This is a genomic window from Bradyrhizobium sp. 25ACV (genome assembly GCF_054863005.1).
Map to the genome: position 1 here is coordinate 291,796 of NZ_JAVAYO010000003.1, position 21,374 is coordinate 313,169.

Genomic DNA, 21,374 nt, shown 5'->3' on the forward strand with positions numbered 1-21,374 from the left:
GCGCAAGACCAGCGCGAGAGTTTCAGTCTCGGTCAGCACTTCCACTTCGCCGTTCGAACGAATACGAAAGCCGACGCGCGGCTCGCTCTCAAGCCACGTCGGAGATCTCATTTTCTTCTTTGTCATCATGATCGCCTTTATGGGTTTCGTCGAACTTGCTCACAAAGCCCGCAGCCGTCATGCGCGCAGCAGTCCAGGCAGGATCAGCAATTTCTTCGAGGGCCGCCCGAACAGCATCGTCTACGACCTGAAAGCATTCCTCCTGCCGACGCATGGCGAGCAAATAGGCTGTCTCGCCGGGTAAATTGAGCAGCCGATTGCGCATGCTGACGAGAGTTTCCTCCAGACAACGGCAGACGGATTCAAGCTCCACAAGTTGCCCGGCCTCGAAAGCATCCCGGCGCTCCTCGCGGCGACGTTTCGCGGCGACAAGGCGCGTGCGCTCCTCAGTTAGATTATTGCCCGCCGCCCCTCCCCGACCGGCCGCGACCGAACGCAGGTGTGCCAAAACCTCGCGACGCACTTGGTCGAGATCATATTTGCCGGAAGGCTGCCGGGTGATCACGCCCTCAGCCAGGTATGAATCAAACTGGGAGCGTGAACAGCAAATATGAGCTGCCGCTTGCGCTATCGTCGCCATTTTCCTACTGACCCCCTATTTTATACTATACGGTACAAATATGCTGAGCGCAAGTGCGATCCGCAGTGGCCGGGGCCTGGAAAGGACCCATTCGAGACCAGTTTTCCAGGCAGCGAATCCCGCGTACTGCACTTGGCTAAAACCTCGCTAGGTAGCATCGCGCAGCTGCTGCGCCATCGCTTCGGCTCTAGCTTTGGGCATCGTATGCAGGATCAGCTGCGGCTCCGGTCCTGCCTCCTCCACATCGGTAGAAGCGACTTTCCGGACGGCTTCCAGAGCCGCTTGAGCCGTCACCGATTCCGGGACGGACATGTGATAACGGCCGCCCTTGAGGATGAAGAAGCCGAATTCCACGAGGATCGCGAACTCCGTCCCGAAATTGCCTGTCAAGTCACCGATTTCAATGGCCAAAGCGATGTTCGGGTTGGTGGCATGGAAGGGCCAGACAGGATCATGCCGCAACGCGCTTACAACCTCCAAAGCGGCGGCTTCGATGGTCGGTTCAGTAGCCATGTTGGAAATGAGACGCGCGAACGTGGGATTCGACCGCATTTGAGAGACTAAGGCTGCCGCTTCTGCCACTCTGAGGAGCCACGATCCCACAAAACGACAATCGGGCGCTGGTGGCATTTCAACCACTATGTGAAACCGATCGAAAAATTCATCCATATTCATTCTGCCTCCAATAGCCGGGACTGCCTCGAACCGAGCGTGACGCGTCCCCTCGCCTGCGCCCGCCCACGCCGGGGAACCTGCCGCAGTTGAGTTTGGCCCCGTGGGCTGCGGCCCGATTTGAATCGCAATAGCTGCCCATCTGGGCGGGTCTCGGTTAAGGTTCATCGACGATCACCTCGAACGCGGCGAGCTCGCCGAGCGCCGCTTCAATCCGCTCGCGCGCGTCACCGATGCTGGCGGCGTCAACCATCGCAATCCGAGATTTCTGCCCCGGACCTTTGGGTTGATAGCGGATCAGAGGAGTGTGACTCTCCCTTATAAATCTATATTTATAAGGACCTGTCACACTCCTCCGGCCGGCAACGGCGCCGTCGTCTTTATCAGAGGCTGTCACAGTCCTCCTGCGATTGCGCGCCACGTTGAGGCCGTCGCGGCTGTAAGCCTTCCGGGCCGCCTGCGACGTCGGCCAGAGGTCGGGATAGAGCTTCGCCGCATCTGCCGAGAACGCGGGAACAACGCCGCGCTCGATCATGTCGTCGATCTTGTTCGGTTCCAAATCGGCGAACTCAGCCACGGCATCGAGCGCCAACGGCACAACCGTGTCGCTCAAGATCATCCAGATCTCGACCGGGTTCTCGGCCGACCGATTGACGCCGCGGGCTCTGCCGACGGCCTGCACGATCGCCGCCTCCGTCACGGCTTGTCTGATCAGCTCGACCTCGGGCTGCTCGAACACGCGGGCGGTCAGCATAACCTCCGTGCCGTTCTTCAGGCGCACGGCCCGCTCCTGCTCGATCATCGACTGAGGCCGGCCACCAGGGCGCTTCGGCGGCAGCGAGCGCAGCGATATCGGCTTGCCAGTCAGCGCTGCGGCCATGTGCTCGATTGCATCCGGCGCCGGCAGCGGTCTGCCGATCGTGATGAGACATTCGACATCGCGCCACCGGTCAATGCCTTCAACCGCGTTGAAATGCGCGGTTTCCATGTGGGGCACCGCCCGGTCGAATTGCTCCTCGAGCTCCTTGTTCGTAATCAGCAGCGTGCGACGGCCCGCAGCCAGTTTGCGGACAGTCTTGAGTAAACGCTCCCGCTTGTTGCCGACACGTTTCTCCTCTGCGGTGCTCCGCTTTCCGGGCTCCAATTTTGACAATGAACTCTTGCCAACCGGCAGCCCGATGACGTGCGTGATGTGCTCGTGGGGCGCCATAACCTTGAGATCGAGCGCCACCTCGATCCGCGGGAAGAAGTACTTCAGGATCTCCAAGTGGAGGGTCGCATCGAGTACAATGACCGGCAAAGCGCCGATCCGTTCATGGATCTCGCGACGACCGTTGATGCGCAAGCAGAGCACCGCGCCGTCCTTGGTGTTCTTCATAACGATGCGCAGCCGGCCCGTCGCATCGTCCGGGCCGGAGAGAACTTCCTCGACGGCACGCCACATCGCGGCACGCTTGCCGATCTGCCCAAGGAATCGGAATTCCTTGACACGCGCTTTTGCTGTCTCTTCACTGCTCTGGGGCGTCAGATCGACATCGACCTTGCGCCGCCACTCGAGCTTGGCCGCTACCGCACCCGAGCCTTCTTCATAGCTGTTGCTAGGGAGCAAGCCTGCCTCAAGAAGCGCGGCTTTCGTTAAATAGCCATCATCACGCGCGTAGTCGCCAACGCCACACACTTGCGCTCCTTGCGCCAATCCAATCGCCATCTTCAGCCGCTCGATCAGATCGGCCAGATGCGCCGTGTCGTCGATATTCTTCTCGTGTCCGTTGTTGCGGACCGGAAATGCCTGGAGTTCGGCGTCCAAGGCATCGACCGCAATATATGAGAACGAGAGACCGGCCTGCCAGAAGCTCTCATCAATCACCGCAAGCCCAACTTTCCTGGTCAGTTCCTTGGGCGGTGCAAACAAGTATTCATGCGCACAAAAGACCACGTCTGCCTTCTTCGCAGCTTCTTTTTGTGCCTGATAGCCGCACTGGTGATAGAATGGGCACAGGATCGGCTCCTGCCCCTTACGGCCTTTCCGGCATGCCGTTCGCTCAACATTGGCGCCAATCGCTTCTGCTGCGGCAACGGCTTGCAGGTTCAGGCACAACGGCTCACCGGTTGTGGGGTCGTTGGCTTTACGGGACTGCCAAAGCGCAGTTGTAATGCCGTCCGGCAGACGCTGCCGCGCCTCCTCCCCCAGTTTGTAGGTTGGGACGAAAACGACGACACGGTGCGGGATGCGCTTGCGTTTCGGCTTCTTCTTGCCGGACTTTTTTGCCGCATACGTCTTTTTTGCCTGCTCGATGTAATCGACGATACCAACGCGAGCAGCCTCGGACTTTCCGACGCCGGTCGGGACGCAGACCGCCTCCAGCACCGAACTACCGTCGCGCTCATGATGCTGAATTGCCATCGTCATCTGCCGATCGATTGCAGCGCTCAGTAAGTCGCGGGCAACCTCAACCGGCAGTGCGTCTGACTGCTTGGCCGCACCTGGTTCGAACTCATCGATGATCGCACCCCGGAGCTCACGCATGCTGCGAGTTCCCCGACTCGGCGAGCAGGAGATCGTTGATGTCGTGCCCCGGCGTGTCGGGCATGACCAGCCGGACGCGCTTGCCCGCAGCGAGCCAGCGGTGGCGGCATGCGGCAGCAGCCCGTTGGCCTGTCCCGCTCAAGTCGTGATCGACCAGGATCGTAAGGCGCTGCACATGCTCGAGGAGGGTGAAGTTGCTGATGCCGCCGGCATCGAGCACCGACCAGGTCGGTCCCAAACCGAGCATGATGCCGGAAAGGCTCGTTTCGACGCCCTCGCCGATCGCGAGGTCGGTCGAAATCGCTGGAGAAAGCCGGATGACGCCGCCGCTCTTGGGGCCAAGGCTCATCGGCGGCCCGGCGACGGCCGCATCGCGCGTCAACGGCCGGCGGTGAACACCGACCGGCTCGCCCGTGGTGGTGTCCTGGATCAGCGCGACAAGCGCCGGTGCTGTCGTGCCCCGGAATGGGCAACCTGGATGGAAGCCCAGGACATCCAGCGCTTCATCGGGAACGATGATGCCGCGATGGGCGAGATACCGCTCCGCCAACGAGCCGCGCAGCGGCAACACGCCATCCCAGATCTGGAGCGCACGACGAATGCGAACAGCATCGTCGGCTTCCTCGCGATGAACCGGGCGCGGAATCTGCTTGGTGACGCCGAACGAGGGGCTCAAATAACAAAGAGCGTAGACGATGGCGTCGCCAACGGAACAACCGAGCTGACGCTCGAGAAAGCTGATGATGTCGCCACCACAGCCGTTCTCGTGATCGAACCAGAGGCCGGCATTGGCGCCCTGCAGGCTCAGAGCGAATGAACCGCGATTGCCCCAGCGCAATTGACACTTGGTGCTAAGGCGGCGATTGGGCTGACCGAGGAACGACTGGACGATCTCAGCCGCACGGGCGCGCAGTTCCTGGCGCGCGCGATCGTCAAGACGGCGACAATCGTGGACAGCGCTATTGCGCATGTTCACAATCGGTGACCTGGCCGCCGAGGGCGGCAACGATCTGATGAACGCTGTGCGGGAAACGAGTGTGAACGTTCACGACTACGCCTCCGGATGATCGCGATGACGCATCAGGATCGCGTTACGTTCGACGCGGGCGCGGGCGCTCTCCTCGCGGCGCTTGGCCTCAGCCTCGACGGCGTAAGCCGAGCGACGAAGCTCCACCGCGATCTGGCGGATGGCCGCGATGCTCTTGCTGTCATCAGACTTCGTGCCGCACACCGCATGCCGCACGACAAACCTGATCTGCTTCAGGATCAGAGAGACATGGCGCGCAAGATCGATCGCCGGCGCGCTACGATGAGCACGATCTTGCAGACGATCGCCTTCACGAATATCATTTTTGCTGCCCATGACGGCCTCCTATGCCGTTCTGGTAACTGCTTGCAGAAAAAGCCGCCCCGGCCGGTCACCGGGGCGGCTTTGATGTGGCTAATCTTGAAAGAAACGAGCGCGTTCGCTATCGGGGATCAGCGTGATTCCGCAATAGTTGATCGTCTTGAGTTTGCCGTCCCGGATGGCCCGCCAGGTCGTGATGCGGCTCGTGCCGGTCAGGCGCGACCATTCCGAAATCCGGTAACCAAGCCGGCTCGACTTGGTGGACTTCTCCGAGCGGCGCATGGGGTTGTCGGTGCGCGTCACAGCAATGTTTCCCTCCGTTTAAACCAATATCGGAGGGTGTCGCGGCCTATATTGCTTTGGAAGGTTAAGTTGCTAACTATCTCGCCCGCCTACTTAACGCTGGCGGTTTCGCCGATCATAGACGGTTTGTCGAACAGAAGTCTCCAAAGGCGGCTCGATGCCGCAGGCCAGGTGCAAGGACCTGATCGTGTCGATCAGATCCTGGTGTTGGTCAAAGTCTTCAATCTTGAATTCGACTAAAAGGTTGAGCAGCGGCTCCCAGAGCAACGCCCGCGTCAGCGCTTTGTGATCCTGCTTCCCTGGAGGTTGCCAGAGTACAGCGCGATAATTTTGCTTGTTGCTCAACAGCTTTTCCGCACCTGCGATGATGAGCATTAGGCTCGCATCGAATGTCGCATCGTGGGTATAAAGGGTCTCCGGAAATGCGTCGCGATCCCCGACTGGTACCTCCCAGTCGCCGCCCTTGATTGGCACTTCCATGAGGTGGGCCCAGAAAATCGCAAATCGCAGTTCGGCATGCATGTCTTTTTGAATGCTTTTCCCTGCCTTGACGATGCGACTAAGGCGCTTGCGCGTTTCCGTGAAGGATAAAGTCGGCTCGTACTCGCGGGCTAACGCATGGGTCTTCGCCATGTGGTCAAGCGCGACGACGATACGTCGTCGGTCGGCCGGGCTCGGCTCGCCAAATGCTTTGAGAACCTTGGGAATGCGCTCGGGCGCGCGGATGAACGACGACAGTTCTAGGTCGCCCCGAATCGGGTCGCGCAAAGCGGCAAGCCAGTCAGGCAATTCGGTGGAGTCATCGACCATCCTCGCCATTGTGCGCATCGTTGCAACAAAGCGCAACAGCGAGAAGCGCGCATGTCGCGCAGTGACTAGGCGTTAAGTTGAGAGATGGTTTTCCATCCAAGTTAACCTTCTCGCTGGCGCTGTGCTGCGTCTAGAAATGCGGTCGCGCGGATTGCGGATCGATCGTTCGGTGTTCCGATCTGGGCGCCCCTCCACAGAAGACCGGAAATGTCGCGCGCGACTCCTATAATACCGCCGGATCGACCCGACGAGGCCGTCATGCGCTACGTGAGGGAGCTTGCCAAACGACTCGCGCGCGAGGATCATGAGGCCGAGATCGCGGCTAGCCTGGAAGCTCATCCCGCGATCAAAGAAAGCTCATGATCCGCGCTGCCGTCTACGCCCGCTATTCAAGCGACCGTCAGAACGACCGTTCTATCGACGACCAGATCGCCCTCTGTCGCGATGTTTGCACACGCGATGGCATGGCCGTGATCTCGACATTTGAGGATCGCGCGATCTCGGGTTCAGGCGCAATCAACCGCCCAGGTTTCCAGGCGTTGATGCGCGCCGCCGAGATGCGATTATTCGACGTCATCGTCGCCGAGGACATGGATCGTCTCTTCCGCGATCAAGCTGACTACCACACCACCCGCAAGCATCTCGATCACCTCGGCGTCGCAATCCACACCGCCACTGGGAAGGTTGGCAAGCTCGACGGCGCGTTGCGTGCACTAATGAGCGAGATGTTCATCGAAAACCTTGTGCTGCATACCCGACGTGGCCTCGAAGGCGTGATCCGCGACGGCAGGCACGCCGGTGGTCGCGCATATGGCTATCGTGCGATTGCCGGCAAGCCGGGCGAGCTACAGATCGTCGAGACCGAGGCCGAGATCGTGCGCGAGATTTTTGCCCGTTACGTGCAGGGCGAGACCCCGCGTGCGATCGCGCACGGTCTCAACAAGCTCAAGGTTCGTGCACCGCTTGGCAAGCTCTGGAACGCGTCGACGATCAACGGCAACGCGTCGCGCGGCGGTGGCATGATCCTCAATGATCTCTACGCCGGCCGCATCGTCTGGAATAAAGTTCGGATGGTCAAGGACCCGCTGACACGTAAGCGTCTCTCGCGCCCGAACCCGAGAGATCAGTACAAGATCGTTGAAGCGCCGCACCTGCGGATCGTGGATGATGCAACGTTCAGGGCGGCACAAGTCATTAAGGTCGAGCGCCGCCGTGAGGCGACGCCGGCATCGGCACAAAAGGCGCGCTCGCCGAAGCGAGTGTTCTCCGGATTGATCAAGTGCGGATCGTGCGGCGGCGGCATGTCGTCGATCGGCCGCGACCGCAAGGGGTTGCGGTTGCAGTGTTCAGCGCACCGGGAAAGCGGATCGTGCGATAACAGCCGACGCATCTATCTCGACGACATCGAGGGACTGGCGATCACGGGATTGCGCCAGAACCTCGCGTATCCCGAGGTGATCGCCGCATTCCTTGATAGCTACAATGGCGAGCGCAAACGCCTTAAGAAACAGGCGAGCACCGAACGCGCCCGCCTCGAACGGCGGCTCGGGGAGATCGAACGCGAGATCAAGCGGATTGTCGACTGCATCGTGGTCACGGGTATGCCGCCAGAGCAGTTCGTCGCCCGCATGCAGGAGCTGAAGGCCGAGAAGGTCCAGGTCATAGCCGGGCTTGAAAGCGCCAAAGAAAGCGACAACGTCGTCGCCCTGCACCCCAAGGCGCTCGACCGCTACAAGCGCGCTGTTGCGGAACTAGCTGACGAATTGAAGCGCGGCGCTCCGTCCGAGTTCGCGACCATCCGGGAATTGGTGACGGCAATCATCGTACACGCCAGCCCGAGCCGACCGGGCGGCGCCGGAACCAAAGCCGACGCTGAAGACGACCGGACTTTGCGGATCGATATCAAGGGGCGCCTCGCCGCGCTTTGCGGCAATCCAGCCCTATTTCCAAACACGGCTATGTCGGGGGGAATGTTGGTAGCGGGAGAGGGACTCGAACCCCCGACCCCAGGATTATGATTCCCGTGCTCTAACCAGCTGAGCTACCCCGCCACAGGGATCGCGAACGGCGGCTACGGCCGATCTCGCGAACGCGCGGCATATAAAGAAGGGGGCGGCGGGAAGTCAATCCGCCTTCGCCAAAAGCTTCGGCGCGACAAGGCGTTTGGGGGTGGAAAAGCGACCGGTTGTGGCGGCGGATCGCCCGTTTTTGGATATCTGATTCGGGGAGAGTCCCCCTCACCCGGAATCCGCGCGGATTCCGGCCTCTCCCCGCCAGCGGGGAGAGGCGAAGGAAGAAACAGGCCTATTTCGGCCTCACATTGGGGTTGCCGCCGGGGCTGCCGGGGGGCGGGATGACCGGAGTGTTGCCGCCGGCCTCGGGGGCCGGGGCGTGCATCTCGGGGTCGACGCCCGCGGGCGGGCAGAGCACGCCGTCGGACTTTGCCAATTTGTCGCCGAGCGGTTCCCGGGACTGGCCGGTGGTGGTGCCATCGGCCTGGCGGTTCGGGCGGTCCTGCGGGGTGCAATTGGCCGCATGTTGCGGGGATGGCGGCGCGGTCGCTTGCGGCGGCGTCGCCGGGGCGGGCGGGGCCTGCGCGATCGCGCTGCCGGATGCGGCGATCAGGAGGCTGGCCAGGATGATGTTTGATGTCGTGCGCATGGGAGGGAAACGCGCGGGGCGGGTGGGCTGTTCCCGGACAAAGCGCGATGTGATCGGGGGAACGATTGAGCAAGCGCCTCGTCCGTCGAGACGACCGCTTCTCGGTCACGTCAGGATGAGGCTCGACCAGTGTTGAAGCTGCTGCCGCGTCCCCTGCCCTCATCCTGAGGCCCGCCAAAAGCGGGCGTCTCGAAGGATGTGCCGCGGGGAAGCTGCTCTCGAATGCGATCGCACTGAGCGACACACGACCGCTGCGGTCGCGGTTATGACTTTACGTAGCGGATCAGCGAGAAATGGCCCATCGGCGGCATCGGCCTCCGCTCGGCGAGCGTGACGCCACCGTGCCTGGCGGCCCAGCCCTCGAGGCGGGCCCACGGGAATTCCGGGCGCCAGCCGAGGCGGCGGGCGACGGGCGCGAAGGCGAGCTCGAACAGTTTGCGCGGGCCGGTCTCGGCGCCGATATGGTTGACGAGGATCAGCTCGCCGCCGGGCTTGAGCACGCGCACGAACTCGTCGAGCGTGCCTTCGGGATCGGGCACGGCGGTGATGACATATTGCGCCACCACCGCGTCGAAGAAGTTTTCGGGGAAGGCGAGGTTTTTCGCATCCATCACCGAGAGCACTTCGACATTGGAAAGGCGTAGCGCACGCACGCGCGCCTGCGCCTTGCGCAGCATCGGCTCGGAGATGTCGACGCCGCAGATTTTCGTGGTGCGCGAATAGTCCGAGAGCGAGAGGCCGGTGCCGACGCCGACGTCGAGGATGCGGCCGCCGATGCGGTCGGCCTCCGCGATGGTCGACTGCCGTCCCGCGTCGAACACCTTGCCGAACACGAGATCATAGACCGGCGCCCAGCGGCCATAGGCCTTCTCGACCCCGGCCCGCGAGATGTCTGCTGCCATGCCCCCTGCCCTGCCCCAGATTAGCTTTTTGTCTTGCGCATGATCTTGTCGGAAAACCGCTTCAGACTTCTCCGGATCATGCGCTAGCCGCGCACCGCTTCGGCGAGCGGCCTCGCCGTGCCTGTCGCGACTTTCGCGGCGGCGCTTTGAATAAAGCCGCCGCCGAGCACGCGCGCCTGCCCACTGGGCGCGTCGTAGAACACGCAGGCCTGGCCGGGCGAGACACCCTCCTCGCCGGCGACGAGCTCGACCTCGTAATGGCCATCGCTGCCGCGCAGCCAGGCGGGCTGCGGCGCGCGGGTCGAACGCACGCGCACGAACAATTCGAGGCCGGCGCCGATGGCGCGGTCGATGTCGCCGCCGCCGATCCAGTTGACGTCGCGCAAGGCGATGCGGTGCATCTTCAGGGCCTCGCGCGGGCCGACGACGACGCGGCGGGTGGCAGCCTCCAGCCGCACCACGAACAGCGGCGCGTGGGCGGCGATGCCGAGGCCGCGGCGCTGGCCGACGGTGAAATTGGCGATGCCATTGTGCCGGCCGAGCACGCGTCCATCGAGATCGACGATGTCGCCGGGGTCCATCGCATTCGGACGCAGGCGCGTGATGATGTCGGTGTAGCGGCCCGTCGGCACGAAGCAGATGTCCTGGCTGTCGTGCTTGTCGGCGACGCTGAGGCCAAAGCGGCGCGCGAGCTCGCGCGTCTCGGGCTTGGTCATGTCGCCGAGCGGGAAGCGCAGGAAGTCGAGCTGTGACTGCGTGGTCGCAAACAGGAAATAGCTCTGGTCGCGGTCGGCATCGGCGGCGCAGACCAGCGCGCGCGAGCCGTCTTCGCGGCGGCGCGAGGCGACGTAATGGCCGGTGGCGAGCGCCTGCGCGCCGAGCTCGCGCGCGGTCTTCAGGAGGTCGCGGAATTTGACACTGCGGTTGCACTCGATGCACGGCACCGGCGTCTCGCCGAGCGCGTAGCTGTCGGCGAAATTGTCGATGACGGATTCGCGAAAGCGATCCTCATAGTCGAGCACGTAATGGGGAATGCCGAGCTTTGCCGCGACGTCGCGGGCGTCGTGGATGTCCTGGCCGGCGCAGCAGGCGCCCTTGCGGTGGGTCGCAGCGCCATGGTCGTAGAGCTGCAGCGTGATGCCGACGACGTCGTAGCCTTCCGCCTTCAGAAGCGCAGCCGTCGTCGAGGAATCGACGCCGCCCGACATGGCGACAACGACCCTGGTGTCCTCAGGACGGCCTTCGAGATCCAGACTGTTGAGCATGGGCCTTAAGGGTTGTGACGGCGGCGTGCGGCGATCCGCGATTCATGCTTCTCGCGGGACGTCGTCGATCCCCGGGAACTTTAGTTCCCGCAAGGCACGACTGCCCGGTCGAAAGCGGCTGAGAGTAACCTCTTTAATATAGGCGGCGTTCCGGTGAAGCAATCACGGGGGCGGCCAGCTTAGGGCAATTCTTGCCGGGGAGGCAGAAATGGCGGGGTCGCAGCGGGCCCTGCGGCGACGGGCTTGAATCCATAAGATATTGATTTTGCTATACAAATATTCCATGAAGGGCACTGGCCCGCTCCTTGCTCCCCTGATGCCGAAGATGTTTCCAAGGGGTCGCCTGTGGTCAGTCGTACGTCAGATGTCGTGGCCAGCGTGCAAGTTTCGCAGCAAAAGCCTGCGCGGTCGCAGAGCACCAGGGAGCCGTCCGCGAACGACTCCTTCGGGTCGCTGGTCGACAGCAACACCCAGGCGATCAACACCAATGCGACCTCGCAGGCCCAGGATAGCGCGCCGCGGCGGAACGATTCGTCCTCCGCGGACAAGGGCCCGCGCGACACCTCGTCCACCGATCAATCCTCGCAGAGCAGGGCGAGCGACGACACCGACACATCCGCGCCCGCCAGGAACGACAAGACGGACGACAAGTCGAACGACACGACCACGGATGCAGCCAAGGACGCCGGCACGGCCAAGGACAAGGTCAAGGACAAGTCCGAGGCGTCAGACGCCAAATCGGCTGATACATCCGAGAAATCCAAGGACGACCAGACCGAGGGCACCGACACGCTCACCGCCGCCGTCGATGCCGCGGCAACCGTACCGGCCGACGCGGCGCAGGCCATGCCCGATCCGAACGCGATCGTGGTTGCCGCGCCGGTCGTCCCGGCCGATCCCAACGCGGCTGCGAACCAGGCCGCCACCGCCTCGCCGCTGACGATCGCCGCCGCCGGCATCGCCGCCAGCGCTTCGACCGCGGCGCAGATCGCGGGCACCAAGACCGACACCGCCACGCCCGCCGACAAGAGCGCCAAGACCGCCGGCGCCAAGGTCGATGCCGACACCACCGCGACGCTGGCCGATGCCGCGACCGGAGCAACCGACGGGGCCACGACCGACGCCAAGCCGAACGGCGGGCTGATCCCCGTCAACCAGGGCACGCCGAAGACCTCGTTCCAGGCCGCCGTCGTCACCGCACAAGGACAGTCCGACGTCTCCAATATCGGCCAGGACGCCGGCGCGGCGAACGCCGCCCCGACGCAAGCGCCGGGCGCTGCGACCGCCAATGCTGCCGCGCATGCGCAAAGCGCCAAGCCGCAGGCAGATGGCAGCGCGACCGAGGCGAAGCCCGGCGCAGCGGACCGTACGCCCGACGCGATCCCGGCCGCACCGGCCGCCCAGGCCCATGCCAATGCGCAGGCAGCTTTCAACACCGCCGACACCAGCGCGCAGGCCGCCTCCGCGATGCAGGCGCCGCTGACCAACACGACCTCGACCGCGTCCGCTTCGACCGCGACGCTGACCGCGACCGCGGCCAGTGTGACGGCGGTGCCGATCAACGGCGTGCCGATCGAGATCGCGGCCGCCATCCGCTCCGGCAAGTCCCGCTTCGACATCAGCCTCGACCCGGCCGAGCTCGGCCGCATCGACGTCCGCATCAATGTTGACCGCAACGGCAACGTCACCTCGCATCTCACGGTGGAGAAGCCAGAGACGCTGCAGATGCTGCGCCAGGACGCGCCGCAATTGCAGCGCGCGCTCGACGATGCCGGCCTCAAGTCCGGCAGCAACGGGCTGTCCTTCAGCTTGCGCGACCAGAATTCATCGGGCCAGAACTCCGGCCAGAACAACGACAATGGCGGCAATGCCCGCCGGCTGATCATCAGCGAGGACGACACCGTTGCCGCCGCACCCGTCGGGCGCGGCTATGGCCGCATGTACGGGCCGAGCAGCGGCGTCGACATCAGAGTGTAAAGGAGTATCCGACATGACCACCACGACTGGCGCTACCGCTCCTGCTGTCGTCTCCGGGACGACCGACCTCCCGAAATCCTCCTCGTCGAACTCGCTGAGCTCGACCACGGGATCGACGCTCGCCGGCAACTTCCAGACCTTCCTGACGCTGCTGACCACGCAGCTGCAGAACCAGAACCCGCTGGATCCGCTCGACACCAACCAGTTCACCCAGCAGCTGGTGCAGTTCGCCGGCGTCGAGCAGCAGCTCAAGACCAACGATGCGTTGTCGCAGCTCGTCACCCTGCAGCAGACCACGCAGGCGACCCAGGCGCTGGGCTTCGTCGGCAAGACCGCCCTGGTCGACGGCTCGACCGCGTCCATGACCAAGTCGACAGCCACCTGGCATCTCAACGTGCCGACCGACTCCACCGTCGACATCACCGTCGCCAATGCCAGCGGCCAGACCGTGTTCACCGGCAAATATACCGCCGCCGCCGGCACCGACATTCCCTTCACCTGGAACGGCATGGGCAATGACGGCACGCAATGGCCCGACGGCAAGTATACGATCACGGCGACGGGCAAGGACGTGGCGAACAACAATGTCGGCATCGCCGCCCAGGTGCAGGGCGTCGTGTCGTCGGTCGACCTGACCCAGTCGCCGCCCCTGCTCACCATCGACGGCGCCAGCTACACCCTGAGCCAGGTGAAGAGCATCATCGCCACCAGCAGCAATTAAAGGGGCGCGCCGCTGCTATATACTCGCTGTCATCCCCGCGAATGCGGGGATCCATAGCCCCAGGGAGAAGTTTGGCGACCAGGGGTTAGGAAGTCATTCTTGGTACTGCTGCCCGCGTCTCATCGATGAATCACGCGGTATGGGTCCCTGCTTTCGCAGGGACGACATTGAGGGCCTTGCGGCGACGCGCCCCGGCTCCATTCCTTAGTAAAGTATTTACGAAGACCCCCTCGACCGGCCCGGATATCACCGTTCCGCCGGCCGACACGGCGCCGTTCCAGCCATTTTCAACGAGAATTGTATTGAAGCCTTAGGCTTAGCGGATTTTTAAGCCGCCGGGCGTAGGGTTATGGGCGTGAGTTCAGTGGTTGAGAGTTTGTGAGTACGCCATGACAGAACCCCATCGCCCGAGGGTAAAATACGTCATCGGGCCGGACGGCAGTCCGTTGACGATCGCGGATCTGCCTGCACCCGGCACCAAACGCTGGGTCATCCGCCGCAAGGCCGAAGTCGTCGCCGCCGTCCGTGGTGGACTTCTCTCGCTCGAGGAGGCCTGTAGCCGTTATACCCTAACGGTCGACGAATTCCTCTCCTGGCAGTTTTCCATCGACCAGCATGGTCTGGCGGGTCTTCGCACCACCCGCATCCAGCAATATCGCCAGTAGGCGATCCGGAAATTTGCGGCTTTTGACGAAAATCGGCCTCGCCCTGCGAGGCCGATTTTTTTCATATCCGCCCTTTGCGCGACTTTTGTCCGACCTCTTAACCTTCGTTAACCATATCGAAACCATCACCTAGGCAATAATTGCCCAGTCGGCCTTTCCGGTGAAAGCGGCCGAATCTGTTGGGGCGGTTGCTTGCAAGGTCTTGCGGACTTTTTGAAGAGTATCGGCGCCGCCCGGTTCGGGGCGATGATCGCGGTCACCGCCGCGCTCATCGGCTTCTTCGCGTTCGTCATCATGCGCGTCACCACGCCGCAGATGACGACGCTGTTCACCGACCTCAGCGTCGAGGATTCCTCCGGCATTATCAAGGACCTGGAGCGCCAGGGCATCCAGTTCGAGATCCGCAACGAGGGCAGCATCATCATGGTGCCCAAGGACAAGGTCACGCGCCTGCGGATGAAGCTCGCCGAGGGCGGCCTGCCCAAGGGCGGCGGCGTCGGCTACGAGGTGTTCGACAAGTCGGACGCGCTCGGCACCACCTCCTTCGTCCAGAACATCAATCACCTGCGCGCGCTGGAAGGCGAGCTCGCCCGCACCATCCGCGCCATCGACCGCATCCAGGCCGCCCGCGTCCATCTGGTGCTGCCCGAGCGCCCGCTGTTTGCGCGCGAGGCGCCGGAGCCGTCGGCCTCGATCGTGGTCCGCGTCCGCGGCTCGCTGGAAGCCCAGCAGATCCGCGCCATCCGCCACCTCGTCGCCTCCGCCGTCAACGGGTTGAAGCCGCAGCGGGTCTCGATCGTCGACGAGGCCGGCCAGCTGCTCGCCGACGGCGCCGCCACCGATCCGGAGCAGGCGGTCGGCGACGAACGCCGCATCTCCTTCGAGAAGCGGATGCGCAAGCAGGTCGAGGACATCGTCTCCTCCGTGGTCGGCTCCGGCCGCGCCCGCGTCCAGCTCTCCGCCGATTTCGACTTCAACAAGATCACCCAGACTTCGGACAAGTTCGATCCCGAGGGCCGCGTGCTGCGCTCGAGCCAGACCCGCGAAGAGCAGAGCATGACCGCCGACAACAACGGCCAGGTCACCGTCAACAACGAGCTGCCCGGCAACCAGCAGAACAACGGCGTCGCGGCCAAGGACCAGAGCAAGAAGTCCGAAGAGACCAACAATTACGAGATCTCCCGCACCACCAAGACCGAGGTGACCGAAGCCGGCCGGGTCAACCGCATCTCGGTCGCGGTGCTGGTCGACGGCATCTACTCCAAGAACGACAAGGGCGAGCTGGCCTATCAGGACCGCACCAAGGAGCAGCTCGACCGCATCGCCACGCTGGTGCGCTCGGCGATCGGCTTCGACCAGAAGCGCGGCGACCAGGTCGAGGTCGTCAATCTGCGCTTTGCGGATGCGCCCTCCACTGCCCCGATCGGCGAGCCCGGCGGCTTCCTCGGCATGCTCCAGTTCACCAAGGACGACGTCATGTACTTCGTCGAGCTCGGCGTGATGATGCTGCTCGGCCTGATCGTGCTGTTCCTGGTGATCCGCCCGCTGGTCAAGCGCATCCTGGCCTCCGACGAAGTCGCCGCCGCCATCTCCGGCGTTCTCTCCGGCCCGGCGGCCTCGGAAGAGACCGCGCCGGCCGGCCAGGCACTGCTGCCGAGCGGCGCCGCCAGCGCGATCGACGTCGCCACCATCCAGGGCCAGGTCCACGCCCAGTCCGTTCATCGCGTCGGCGAGCTCGCCGAGCGCAACCCCAACGAAACCGTCGCCATCATCCGCCAGTGGCTGACCGAACCAGCCAAGTAATCCACACCAAGTGATCCCTCGCCAAGTGAATCAAGAAGTGATCTGACATGGCCGCCAGTCTGCAAAACGCCAACTCGAACGACATCACCAGCGTCATTTCCACGCTCGGCCAGCGTGCCGGCAGCCGCGCGGGCGCGCCGGTCGAAACGGTGTCGGGGCCGAAGCGGGCCGCGATCCTGATGCTGGCGCTCGGCGAGCAATATGGCGGCAAGATCTGGGGACTGCTCGACGACGACGAGGTGCGCCAGCTCTCGCTGGAGATGTCGACGCTCGGCACCGTCGAGGTCGACACGGTCGAGGACATGCTGCTCGAATTCGTCTCGCGCATGTCGGCATCGGGCGCGCTGATGGGCAATTTCGACGCCACCGAGCGGCTGCTGCAGCAATATCTGGCACCCGAGCGCGTCAACGGCATCATGGACGAGATCCGCGGTCCTGCGGGGCGCAACATGTGGGAGAAGCTCTCCAACGTGCAGGAAGAGGTTCTCGCCAACTATCTCAAGAACGAATATCCGCAGACCATCGCGGTGGTGCTGTCGAAGCTGAAGCCGGAACACGCCGCGCGCGTTCTCGGCATCTTCCCCGAGGAGCTTGCGCTCGACGTCGTCAACCGCATGCTGAAGATGGAGGCTGTGCAGAAGGAGGTGATCGAGAGCGTGGAGAAGACCCTGCGCACCGAATTCATGTCCAACCTGTCCCAGACCCGGCGCCGCGACGCCCACGAGGTGATGGCGGAAATCTTCAACAATTTCGACCGCCAGACCGAGACCCGCTTCATCACCTCGCTGGAAGAGGACAACCGCGAATCGGCCGAGCGCATCAAGGCGCTGATGTTCACCTTCGACGACCTCGTGAAGCTGGATTCCGGCTCGGCCCAGACGCTGATGCGCAACGTCGACAAGGACAAGCTCGGCGTCGCGCTCAAGAGCGCCAACGAGGACGTCCGCAACTTCTTCTTCGGCAATATGTCCTCGCGGGCCGCCAAGATGCTCCAGGACGACATGGCGGCGATGGGCCCGGTCCGGCTGCGCGACGTCGACGAGGCCCAGGCACTGCTGGTCAACCTCGCCAAGGATCTCGCCGCCAAGGGCGAGATCATGCTGACCAAGAACCGCGCCGACGACGAGCTGGTGTATTGATGGCCGCTCCGGCAAAATTCCTGTTCGATACCGACTTCGCGGCGCCCGAGCGGACGACGCGCGAGAAGGCTGCGACCGCCGCGGAGATCGCCCAGAAGGTCGCGGAAGCCGAGGCGCGCGCCTATCAGGACGGCTTTGCCGCCGGCCAGCAGGAGGCCAAGGCCGAGAGCGACCGCCGCGTCGCGCTTGCCATGGAGGAGATCAACATCGGCATCCGCGGCATCGCATCCGGCATCGGCAACATCGAATCCAAGATGGAGACCGAGGCGGTCGACGTCGCGGTGGCGGTCGCACGCAAGCTGTGCGCCGACCTGGTCGCCGCCGAGCCGCTCGGCGAGATCGTCGCACTGGTCAAGGACTGCTTCTCGCATCTGGTCGCGACGCCGCATCTGGTGGTCCGCATCAACGACGCGCTCTACGACAGTGCTCGCGAGAAGATCGAGCGGCTCGCCAAGCAGAGCGGCTTCGAAGGACGGCTGGTGATCCTGGCCGAGCCGGAGATTGCGACCGGCGACTGCCGGATCGAATGGGCCGATGGCGGCGTCGTGCTGGAGCGCGGCGCCATCGCGGCCAAGATCGACGAAATGGTTGGACGCTATGTCGCGTCCCGCAGGGGGAGCTAAGCCATGAGCGACACCGACGGACAGGTCCCGCTGCCCGATCTCAACGGCCCGATGCCGCCCACCGGCACGGACGTCGGCTACAACGAGGACGAATACGCGGCACGTGCCGCCGCCGACCTCGAGGCGGTGTTCGACGTTCCCGTGCAGGTCTCGGCCGTGCTCGGCCGCTCGAAGATGGACGTCAGCGAGCTGTTGAAGCTCGGACCCGGCACCGTGCTCGAGCTCGACCGGCGCGTCGGCGAGGCCATCGACATCTACGTCAACAACAAGCTGGTCGCCCGCGGCGAAGTCGTCCTGGTCGAGGACAAGCTCGGCGTGACCATGACCGAAATCATCAAGACCGAACGCAGCTGATAGCGCGCGCGACCAGACGGACAGGAGACTGACATGCGGCTTCTCATCGTTGGCACATTGAAGGGCCAGCTCACCACCGCCACCAAGATCGCGATGGACAACGGCGCCACCGTGACCCATGCCGAGGACCACGAGCAGGCCATGCGCGTGCTGCGCGGCGGCAAGGGCGCCGACCTCCTGCTGGTCGACGTCGCCCTCGACATCCGCGACCTCGTGATGCGGCTCGAGGCCGAGCACATCCACGCCCCGATCGTCGCCTGCGGCATCACCAACGATGCCCGCGCCGCGGTCGCCGCGATCCACGCCGGCGCCAAGGAATACATCCCGCTGCCGCCGGAGCCGGAGCTGATCGCCGCGGTGCTGGCCGCGGTCGCCAATGATTCCCGCGAGCTTGTCTATCGCGACGAGGCGATGGCGAAGGTGATCAAGCTAGCGCAGCAGATCGCCGGCTCCGACGCTTCGGTGATGGTCACCGGCGAGTCCGGAACGGGCAAGGAAGTGCTGGCCCGCTACGTCCACACCCGCTCGGCCCGCGCCAAGCGCCCCTTCATCTCGATCAACTGCGCCGCGATTCCCGAGCATCTCCTGGAATCCGAGCTGTTCGGCCACGAAAAGGGCGCCTTCACCGGCGCGGTCGCCCGCCGCATCGGCAAGTTCGAGGAGGCGACCGGCGGCACGTTGCTGCTCGACGAAATCTCCGAGATGGACGTCCGCCTGCAATCCAAGCTCTTGCGCGCCATCCAGGAGCGCGTGATCGACCGCGTCGGCGGTACCAAGCCCGTGCCGGTCGACATCCGCATCATCGCGACCTCGAACCGCAATCTGGCGGAAGCGGTGCGCGAAGGCACGTTCCGCGAGGACCTCCTGTTCCGCCTCAACGTCGTGAACCTGAAGATCCCGCCGCTGCGCGAGCGCCCCGCCGACATTCTGGAGCTCGCCCAGCATTTCGTGAAGAAATATGCCGAGGCCAACGGCGTTCCGATGCGCCCGATCTCGGCGGACGCGCGCCGCGTGCTTTCCAGCAACCGCTGGCAGGGCAACGTCCGCGAGCTCGAGAACACCATGCACCGCGCGGTGCTGATGGCGCAGGGCGACGAGATCGGCCCCGACGCCATCATCACCCCGGACGGTGACCGCCTCGACCTCGCCAAGACCGCGCCGGCGGTGGCGCACGCCACGATGGCCGCCGAGCAGGTGACGCGGGCGCTGGTGGGGCGCACCGTCGCCGATGTCGAGCGCGACCTGATCTTGGAGACGCTGAAGCATTGCCTCGGCAACCGGACCCATGCCGCCAACATCCTGGGTATCTCGATCCGCACGCTGCGCAACAAGCTCAATGAATATTCCGACGGCGGCATCCCGATCACCCCCGCGGGGACGCCGGGTGAATATCCGCGGATGCCGATGATAGGAGCGTAAGGGCTTCTGACAAGATTGAGGATGCGATGCCCGGGCCAGCCCCGGGCATTTTCTTTGCGGAGTAAGGGTTGGTGCTATGCTGGCGCCGTCCCGGCCTCGTGCGCAACTGCGCAGGAGGCCGGACGACGCCGGGAGGTACGGCGCGTGAAGCAGTTCACAATCAACCCGCCGCGACATCGCTAGAGTCCGGGGCCGCTTGCCAGGATGCCGGCGAGGGGCCGCATCCGCGTTTTGCGAACCTCCTTCAACCGAAAGGGCACGCCATGAAATGCACTTCGTGGACGATTTCCCGCTTATCGCTGATTGCAACGCTGATCGCAGCCACGGCGCCGCTCGCACGCGCCGACGTGATCATGGACTGGAACGCAAAGGCCGACGCGATCGCCGCCGAGAAACAAATTCTTCCCGCGCCCCACAGCCGCGCCTTGTCCATGATGCACGTCGCAATGTTCGAGGCCGTCAACGCGATCGACCGCCGCTACGCGCCCTACAAGCTCGCATTGTCCGCGGAGCGTTCGACCTCGCGGGAAGCCGCGGCGGCGGCTGCGGCTCACGATGTGCTGCTGTCGATCTATCCGGATATCAAACCCGATCTGGATTCGGCGCTGACGAGCTCTCTGGCGCCGATTGCCGAGGGCGAGTCCAAGATCGCCGGCATCGCGCTCGGGAAGGACGCCGCGGTGCAGATCATCCAGCTTCGCGCCAACGACGGCAATAACGCTCCGGAGTCCTACCGCCCCCTCACCACAGCGGGCGTCTATGCTCCAACCGCCGTTCCGTTGTTCCAGACCACGGGCGCGACGACGCCCTGGGTCATGGCGTCGGGATCGCAATTCCGTCCCGGACCGCCACCGGCGCTCGATTCAGAGGTCTGGACCAAGGACGTCAACGAAATCCGCGAGGTCGGCGGCCGCGGCAGCCCGACCCGGACGCCTGAGCAAACGACGATCGGCCGCTTCTGGTTCTTCGTCGGCGCCCGCACCTACAATCCCATCGTCAGGCAGGCGGCATTGGCCAAGGGAATGGACCTCGTCGACTGCGCCCGCCTGTTCGCCCTGACGTCGATGACCGGCAACGATGCCATCGTCGCCGTGTTCGAGGCCAAGTATCACTACAATTTCTGGCGTCCGATCACGGCCATACGCAACGCCGATCTAACCTCGAATCCCGCGACGCCTCGCGATCCGTCCTGGCTGCCGCTCGGGGACACGCCGATGCATCCGGAATATCCCTGCGCGCACTGCATCGTCTCGGCCGCGATTTCGACCGTGCTCCAGACTGTCGTCGGAGATTTCGGCGAGTTCTCCCTGACCAGCCCGACGGCACCGGGGGTCACACGCAAATGGTTGCGGCTGCAGGACTACAGCGACGAAGTCGCCAATGCCCGCATCTACGCCGGCTTCCACTACCGGTTCTCGACCGAGGTCGGCAAGGACATGGGCCGAAAGATAGGTGCCCTAGTCGTCGCGACGCAGCTTCGCGGTGCCGAGGCGAAGGCCGAGCCGAGCCGGTAGTCCTGCCTCTTTGAACGCCGCAGCCCGCATG

General features: G+C 64.0%; 21 protein-coding genes and 1 tRNA gene. 11 read left to right on the forward strand and 11 right to left on the reverse strand.

The window, feature by feature from the left end; translation table 11 throughout:
* Nucleotides 1–88: 88 nt before the first annotated feature.
* From RAD04_RS08465 to RAD04_RS08475, 3 genes are all read right to left on the reverse strand, one after another.
* Nucleotides 89–640, reverse strand: coding sequence for a hypothetical protein (locus RAD04_RS08465; RefSeq protein ID WP_461623409.1), 552 nt, complete (start codon nucleotides 638–640; stop codon nucleotides 89–91).
* Nucleotides 641–787: 147 nt separating this feature from the next.
* The gene (locus RAD04_RS08470) at nucleotides 788–1,315 is read right to left on the reverse strand and encodes a hypothetical protein (RefSeq protein ID WP_461623410.1); all 528 of its coding nucleotides are present in this window, start codon (nucleotides 1,313–1,315) and stop codon (nucleotides 788–790) included.
* Between the two features lie 154 nt (nucleotides 1,316–1,469).
* On the reverse strand, nucleotides 1,470–3,119 hold the full coding sequence (locus RAD04_RS08475; RefSeq protein WP_461623411.1) for a hypothetical protein: 1,650 nt from the start codon (nucleotides 3,117–3,119) through the stop codon (nucleotides 1,470–1,472).
* Between the two features lie 111 nt (nucleotides 3,120–3,230).
* Here RAD04_RS08475 and RAD04_RS08480 point away from each other — a divergent pair, with 111 nt between their 5' ends.
* Nucleotides 3,231–3,749: a hypothetical protein gene (locus RAD04_RS08480; RefSeq protein ID WP_461623412.1), complete on the forward strand. Its 519-nt coding sequence runs from the start codon at nucleotides 3,231–3,233 to the stop codon at nucleotides 3,747–3,749.
* A gap of 82 nt (nucleotides 3,750–3,831) precedes the next feature.
* Here the strand turns inward: RAD04_RS08480 and RAD04_RS08485 are convergent, their stop codons facing one another.
* The 4 genes from RAD04_RS08485 to RAD04_RS08500 form a co-directional block, all read right to left on the reverse strand.
* Nucleotides 3,832–4,809, reverse strand: a complete 978-nt coding sequence (locus tag RAD04_RS08485) for a DUF7146 domain-containing protein (protein ID WP_461623663.1) — start codon at nucleotides 4,807–4,809, stop codon at nucleotides 3,832–3,834.
* 81 nt (nucleotides 4,810–4,890) lie between these two features.
* Entirely contained in the window at nucleotides 4,891–5,202 is a 312-nt protein-coding gene (locus RAD04_RS08490; protein ID WP_461623413.1) for a hypothetical protein, read from the reverse strand.
* A gap of 78 nt (nucleotides 5,203–5,280) precedes the next feature.
* Nucleotides 5,281–5,490 (reverse strand): hypothetical protein, encoded by a 210-nt coding sequence (locus RAD04_RS08495; RefSeq protein WP_461623414.1) that lies wholly within the window; start codon nucleotides 5,488–5,490, stop codon nucleotides 5,281–5,283.
* A 93-nt stretch (nucleotides 5,491–5,583) separates the two neighbouring features.
* On the reverse strand, nucleotides 5,584–6,309 hold the full coding sequence (locus RAD04_RS08500) for a hypothetical protein (protein ID WP_461623415.1): 726 nt from the start codon (nucleotides 6,307–6,309) through the stop codon (nucleotides 5,584–5,586).
* A 350-nt stretch (nucleotides 6,310–6,659) separates the two neighbouring features.
* Between RAD04_RS08500 and RAD04_RS08505 the strand changes: the two genes are divergently transcribed.
* Entirely contained in the window at nucleotides 6,660–8,318 is a 1,659-nt protein-coding gene (locus RAD04_RS08505) for a recombinase family protein (protein ID WP_461623664.1), read from the forward strand.
* Here RAD04_RS08505 and RAD04_RS08510 read toward each other — a convergent pair.
* The 4 genes from RAD04_RS08510 to mnmA form a co-directional block, all read right to left on the reverse strand.
* Nucleotides 8,275–8,351 (reverse strand) — tRNA-Met (locus tag RAD04_RS08510). The genes RAD04_RS08505 and RAD04_RS08510 overlap by 44 nt on opposite strands.
* A gap of 253 nt (nucleotides 8,352–8,604) precedes the next feature.
* On the reverse strand, nucleotides 8,605–8,961 hold the full coding sequence (locus tag RAD04_RS08515; protein ID WP_091956524.1) for a hypothetical protein: 357 nt from the start codon (nucleotides 8,959–8,961) through the stop codon (nucleotides 8,605–8,607).
* 263 nt (nucleotides 8,962–9,224) lie between these two features.
* Nucleotides 9,225–9,863, reverse strand: a complete 639-nt coding sequence (locus tag RAD04_RS08520) for a class I SAM-dependent methyltransferase (RefSeq protein WP_104462615.1) — start codon at nucleotides 9,861–9,863, stop codon at nucleotides 9,225–9,227.
* 83 nt (nucleotides 9,864–9,946) lie between these two features.
* The gene (gene mnmA / locus RAD04_RS08525) at nucleotides 9,947–11,128 is read right to left on the reverse strand and encodes a tRNA 2-thiouridine(34) synthase MnmA (RefSeq protein WP_461623416.1); all 1,182 of its coding nucleotides are present in this window, start codon (nucleotides 11,126–11,128) and stop codon (nucleotides 9,947–9,949) included.
* Between the two features lie 345 nt (nucleotides 11,129–11,473).
* Between mnmA and RAD04_RS08530 the strand changes: the two genes are divergently transcribed.
* The 9 genes from RAD04_RS08530 to RAD04_RS08570 all read left to right on the forward strand — a co-directional run bounded on the left by RAD04_RS08530 (nucleotide 11,474) and on the right by RAD04_RS08570 (nucleotide 21,343).
* The gene (locus tag RAD04_RS08530; RefSeq protein ID WP_461623417.1) at nucleotides 11,474–13,105 is read left to right on the forward strand and encodes a flagellar hook-length control protein FliK; all 1,632 of its coding nucleotides are present in this window, start codon (nucleotides 11,474–11,476) and stop codon (nucleotides 13,103–13,105) included.
* A 13-nt stretch (nucleotides 13,106–13,118) separates the two neighbouring features.
* Nucleotides 13,119–13,826: a flagellar hook assembly protein FlgD gene (locus RAD04_RS08535; protein ID WP_091956520.1), complete on the forward strand. Its 708-nt coding sequence runs from the start codon at nucleotides 13,119–13,121 to the stop codon at nucleotides 13,824–13,826.
* Between the two features lie 389 nt (nucleotides 13,827–14,215).
* Nucleotides 14,216–14,491 carry a CtrA inhibitor SciP gene (sciP, locus tag RAD04_RS08540; protein ID WP_002714638.1) on the forward strand — a complete coding sequence of 92 codons (276 nt, stop codon included), beginning with the start codon at nucleotides 14,216–14,218 and terminating at the stop codon, nucleotides 14,489–14,491.
* A gap of 192 nt (nucleotides 14,492–14,683) precedes the next feature.
* Nucleotides 14,684–16,294 (forward strand): flagellar basal-body MS-ring/collar protein FliF, encoded by a 1,611-nt coding sequence (gene fliF / locus RAD04_RS08545; protein WP_461623418.1) that lies wholly within the window; start codon nucleotides 14,684–14,686, stop codon nucleotides 16,292–16,294.
* A 47-nt stretch (nucleotides 16,295–16,341) separates the two neighbouring features.
* Entirely contained in the window at nucleotides 16,342–17,433 is a 1,092-nt protein-coding gene (gene fliG / locus RAD04_RS08550; protein ID WP_461616988.1) for a flagellar motor switch protein FliG, read from the forward strand.
* The gene (locus RAD04_RS08555; RefSeq protein ID WP_018318402.1) at nucleotides 17,433–18,056 is read left to right on the forward strand and encodes a FliH/SctL family protein; all 624 of its coding nucleotides are present in this window, start codon (nucleotides 17,433–17,435) and stop codon (nucleotides 18,054–18,056) included. The genes fliG and RAD04_RS08555 overlap by 1 nt, the downstream gene beginning before the upstream one ends.
* 3 nt (nucleotides 18,057–18,059) lie before the next feature.
* Nucleotides 18,060–18,410 carry a flagellar motor switch protein FliN gene (gene fliN, locus RAD04_RS08560; protein WP_018318401.1) on the forward strand — a complete coding sequence of 117 codons (351 nt, stop codon included), beginning with the start codon at nucleotides 18,060–18,062 and terminating at the stop codon, nucleotides 18,408–18,410.
* A gap of 33 nt (nucleotides 18,411–18,443) precedes the next feature.
* Nucleotides 18,444–19,829: a sigma-54-dependent transcriptional regulator FlbD gene (gene flbD, locus RAD04_RS08565; RefSeq protein ID WP_461623419.1), complete on the forward strand. Its 1,386-nt coding sequence runs from the start codon at nucleotides 18,444–18,446 to the stop codon at nucleotides 19,827–19,829.
* 263 nt (nucleotides 19,830–20,092) lie between these two features.
* Nucleotides 20,093–21,343, forward strand: coding sequence for a vanadium-dependent haloperoxidase (locus RAD04_RS08570; protein ID WP_461623420.1), 1,251 nt, complete (start codon nucleotides 20,093–20,095; stop codon nucleotides 21,341–21,343).
* The last annotated feature ends 31 nt before the right edge of the window (nucleotides 21,344–21,374 follow it).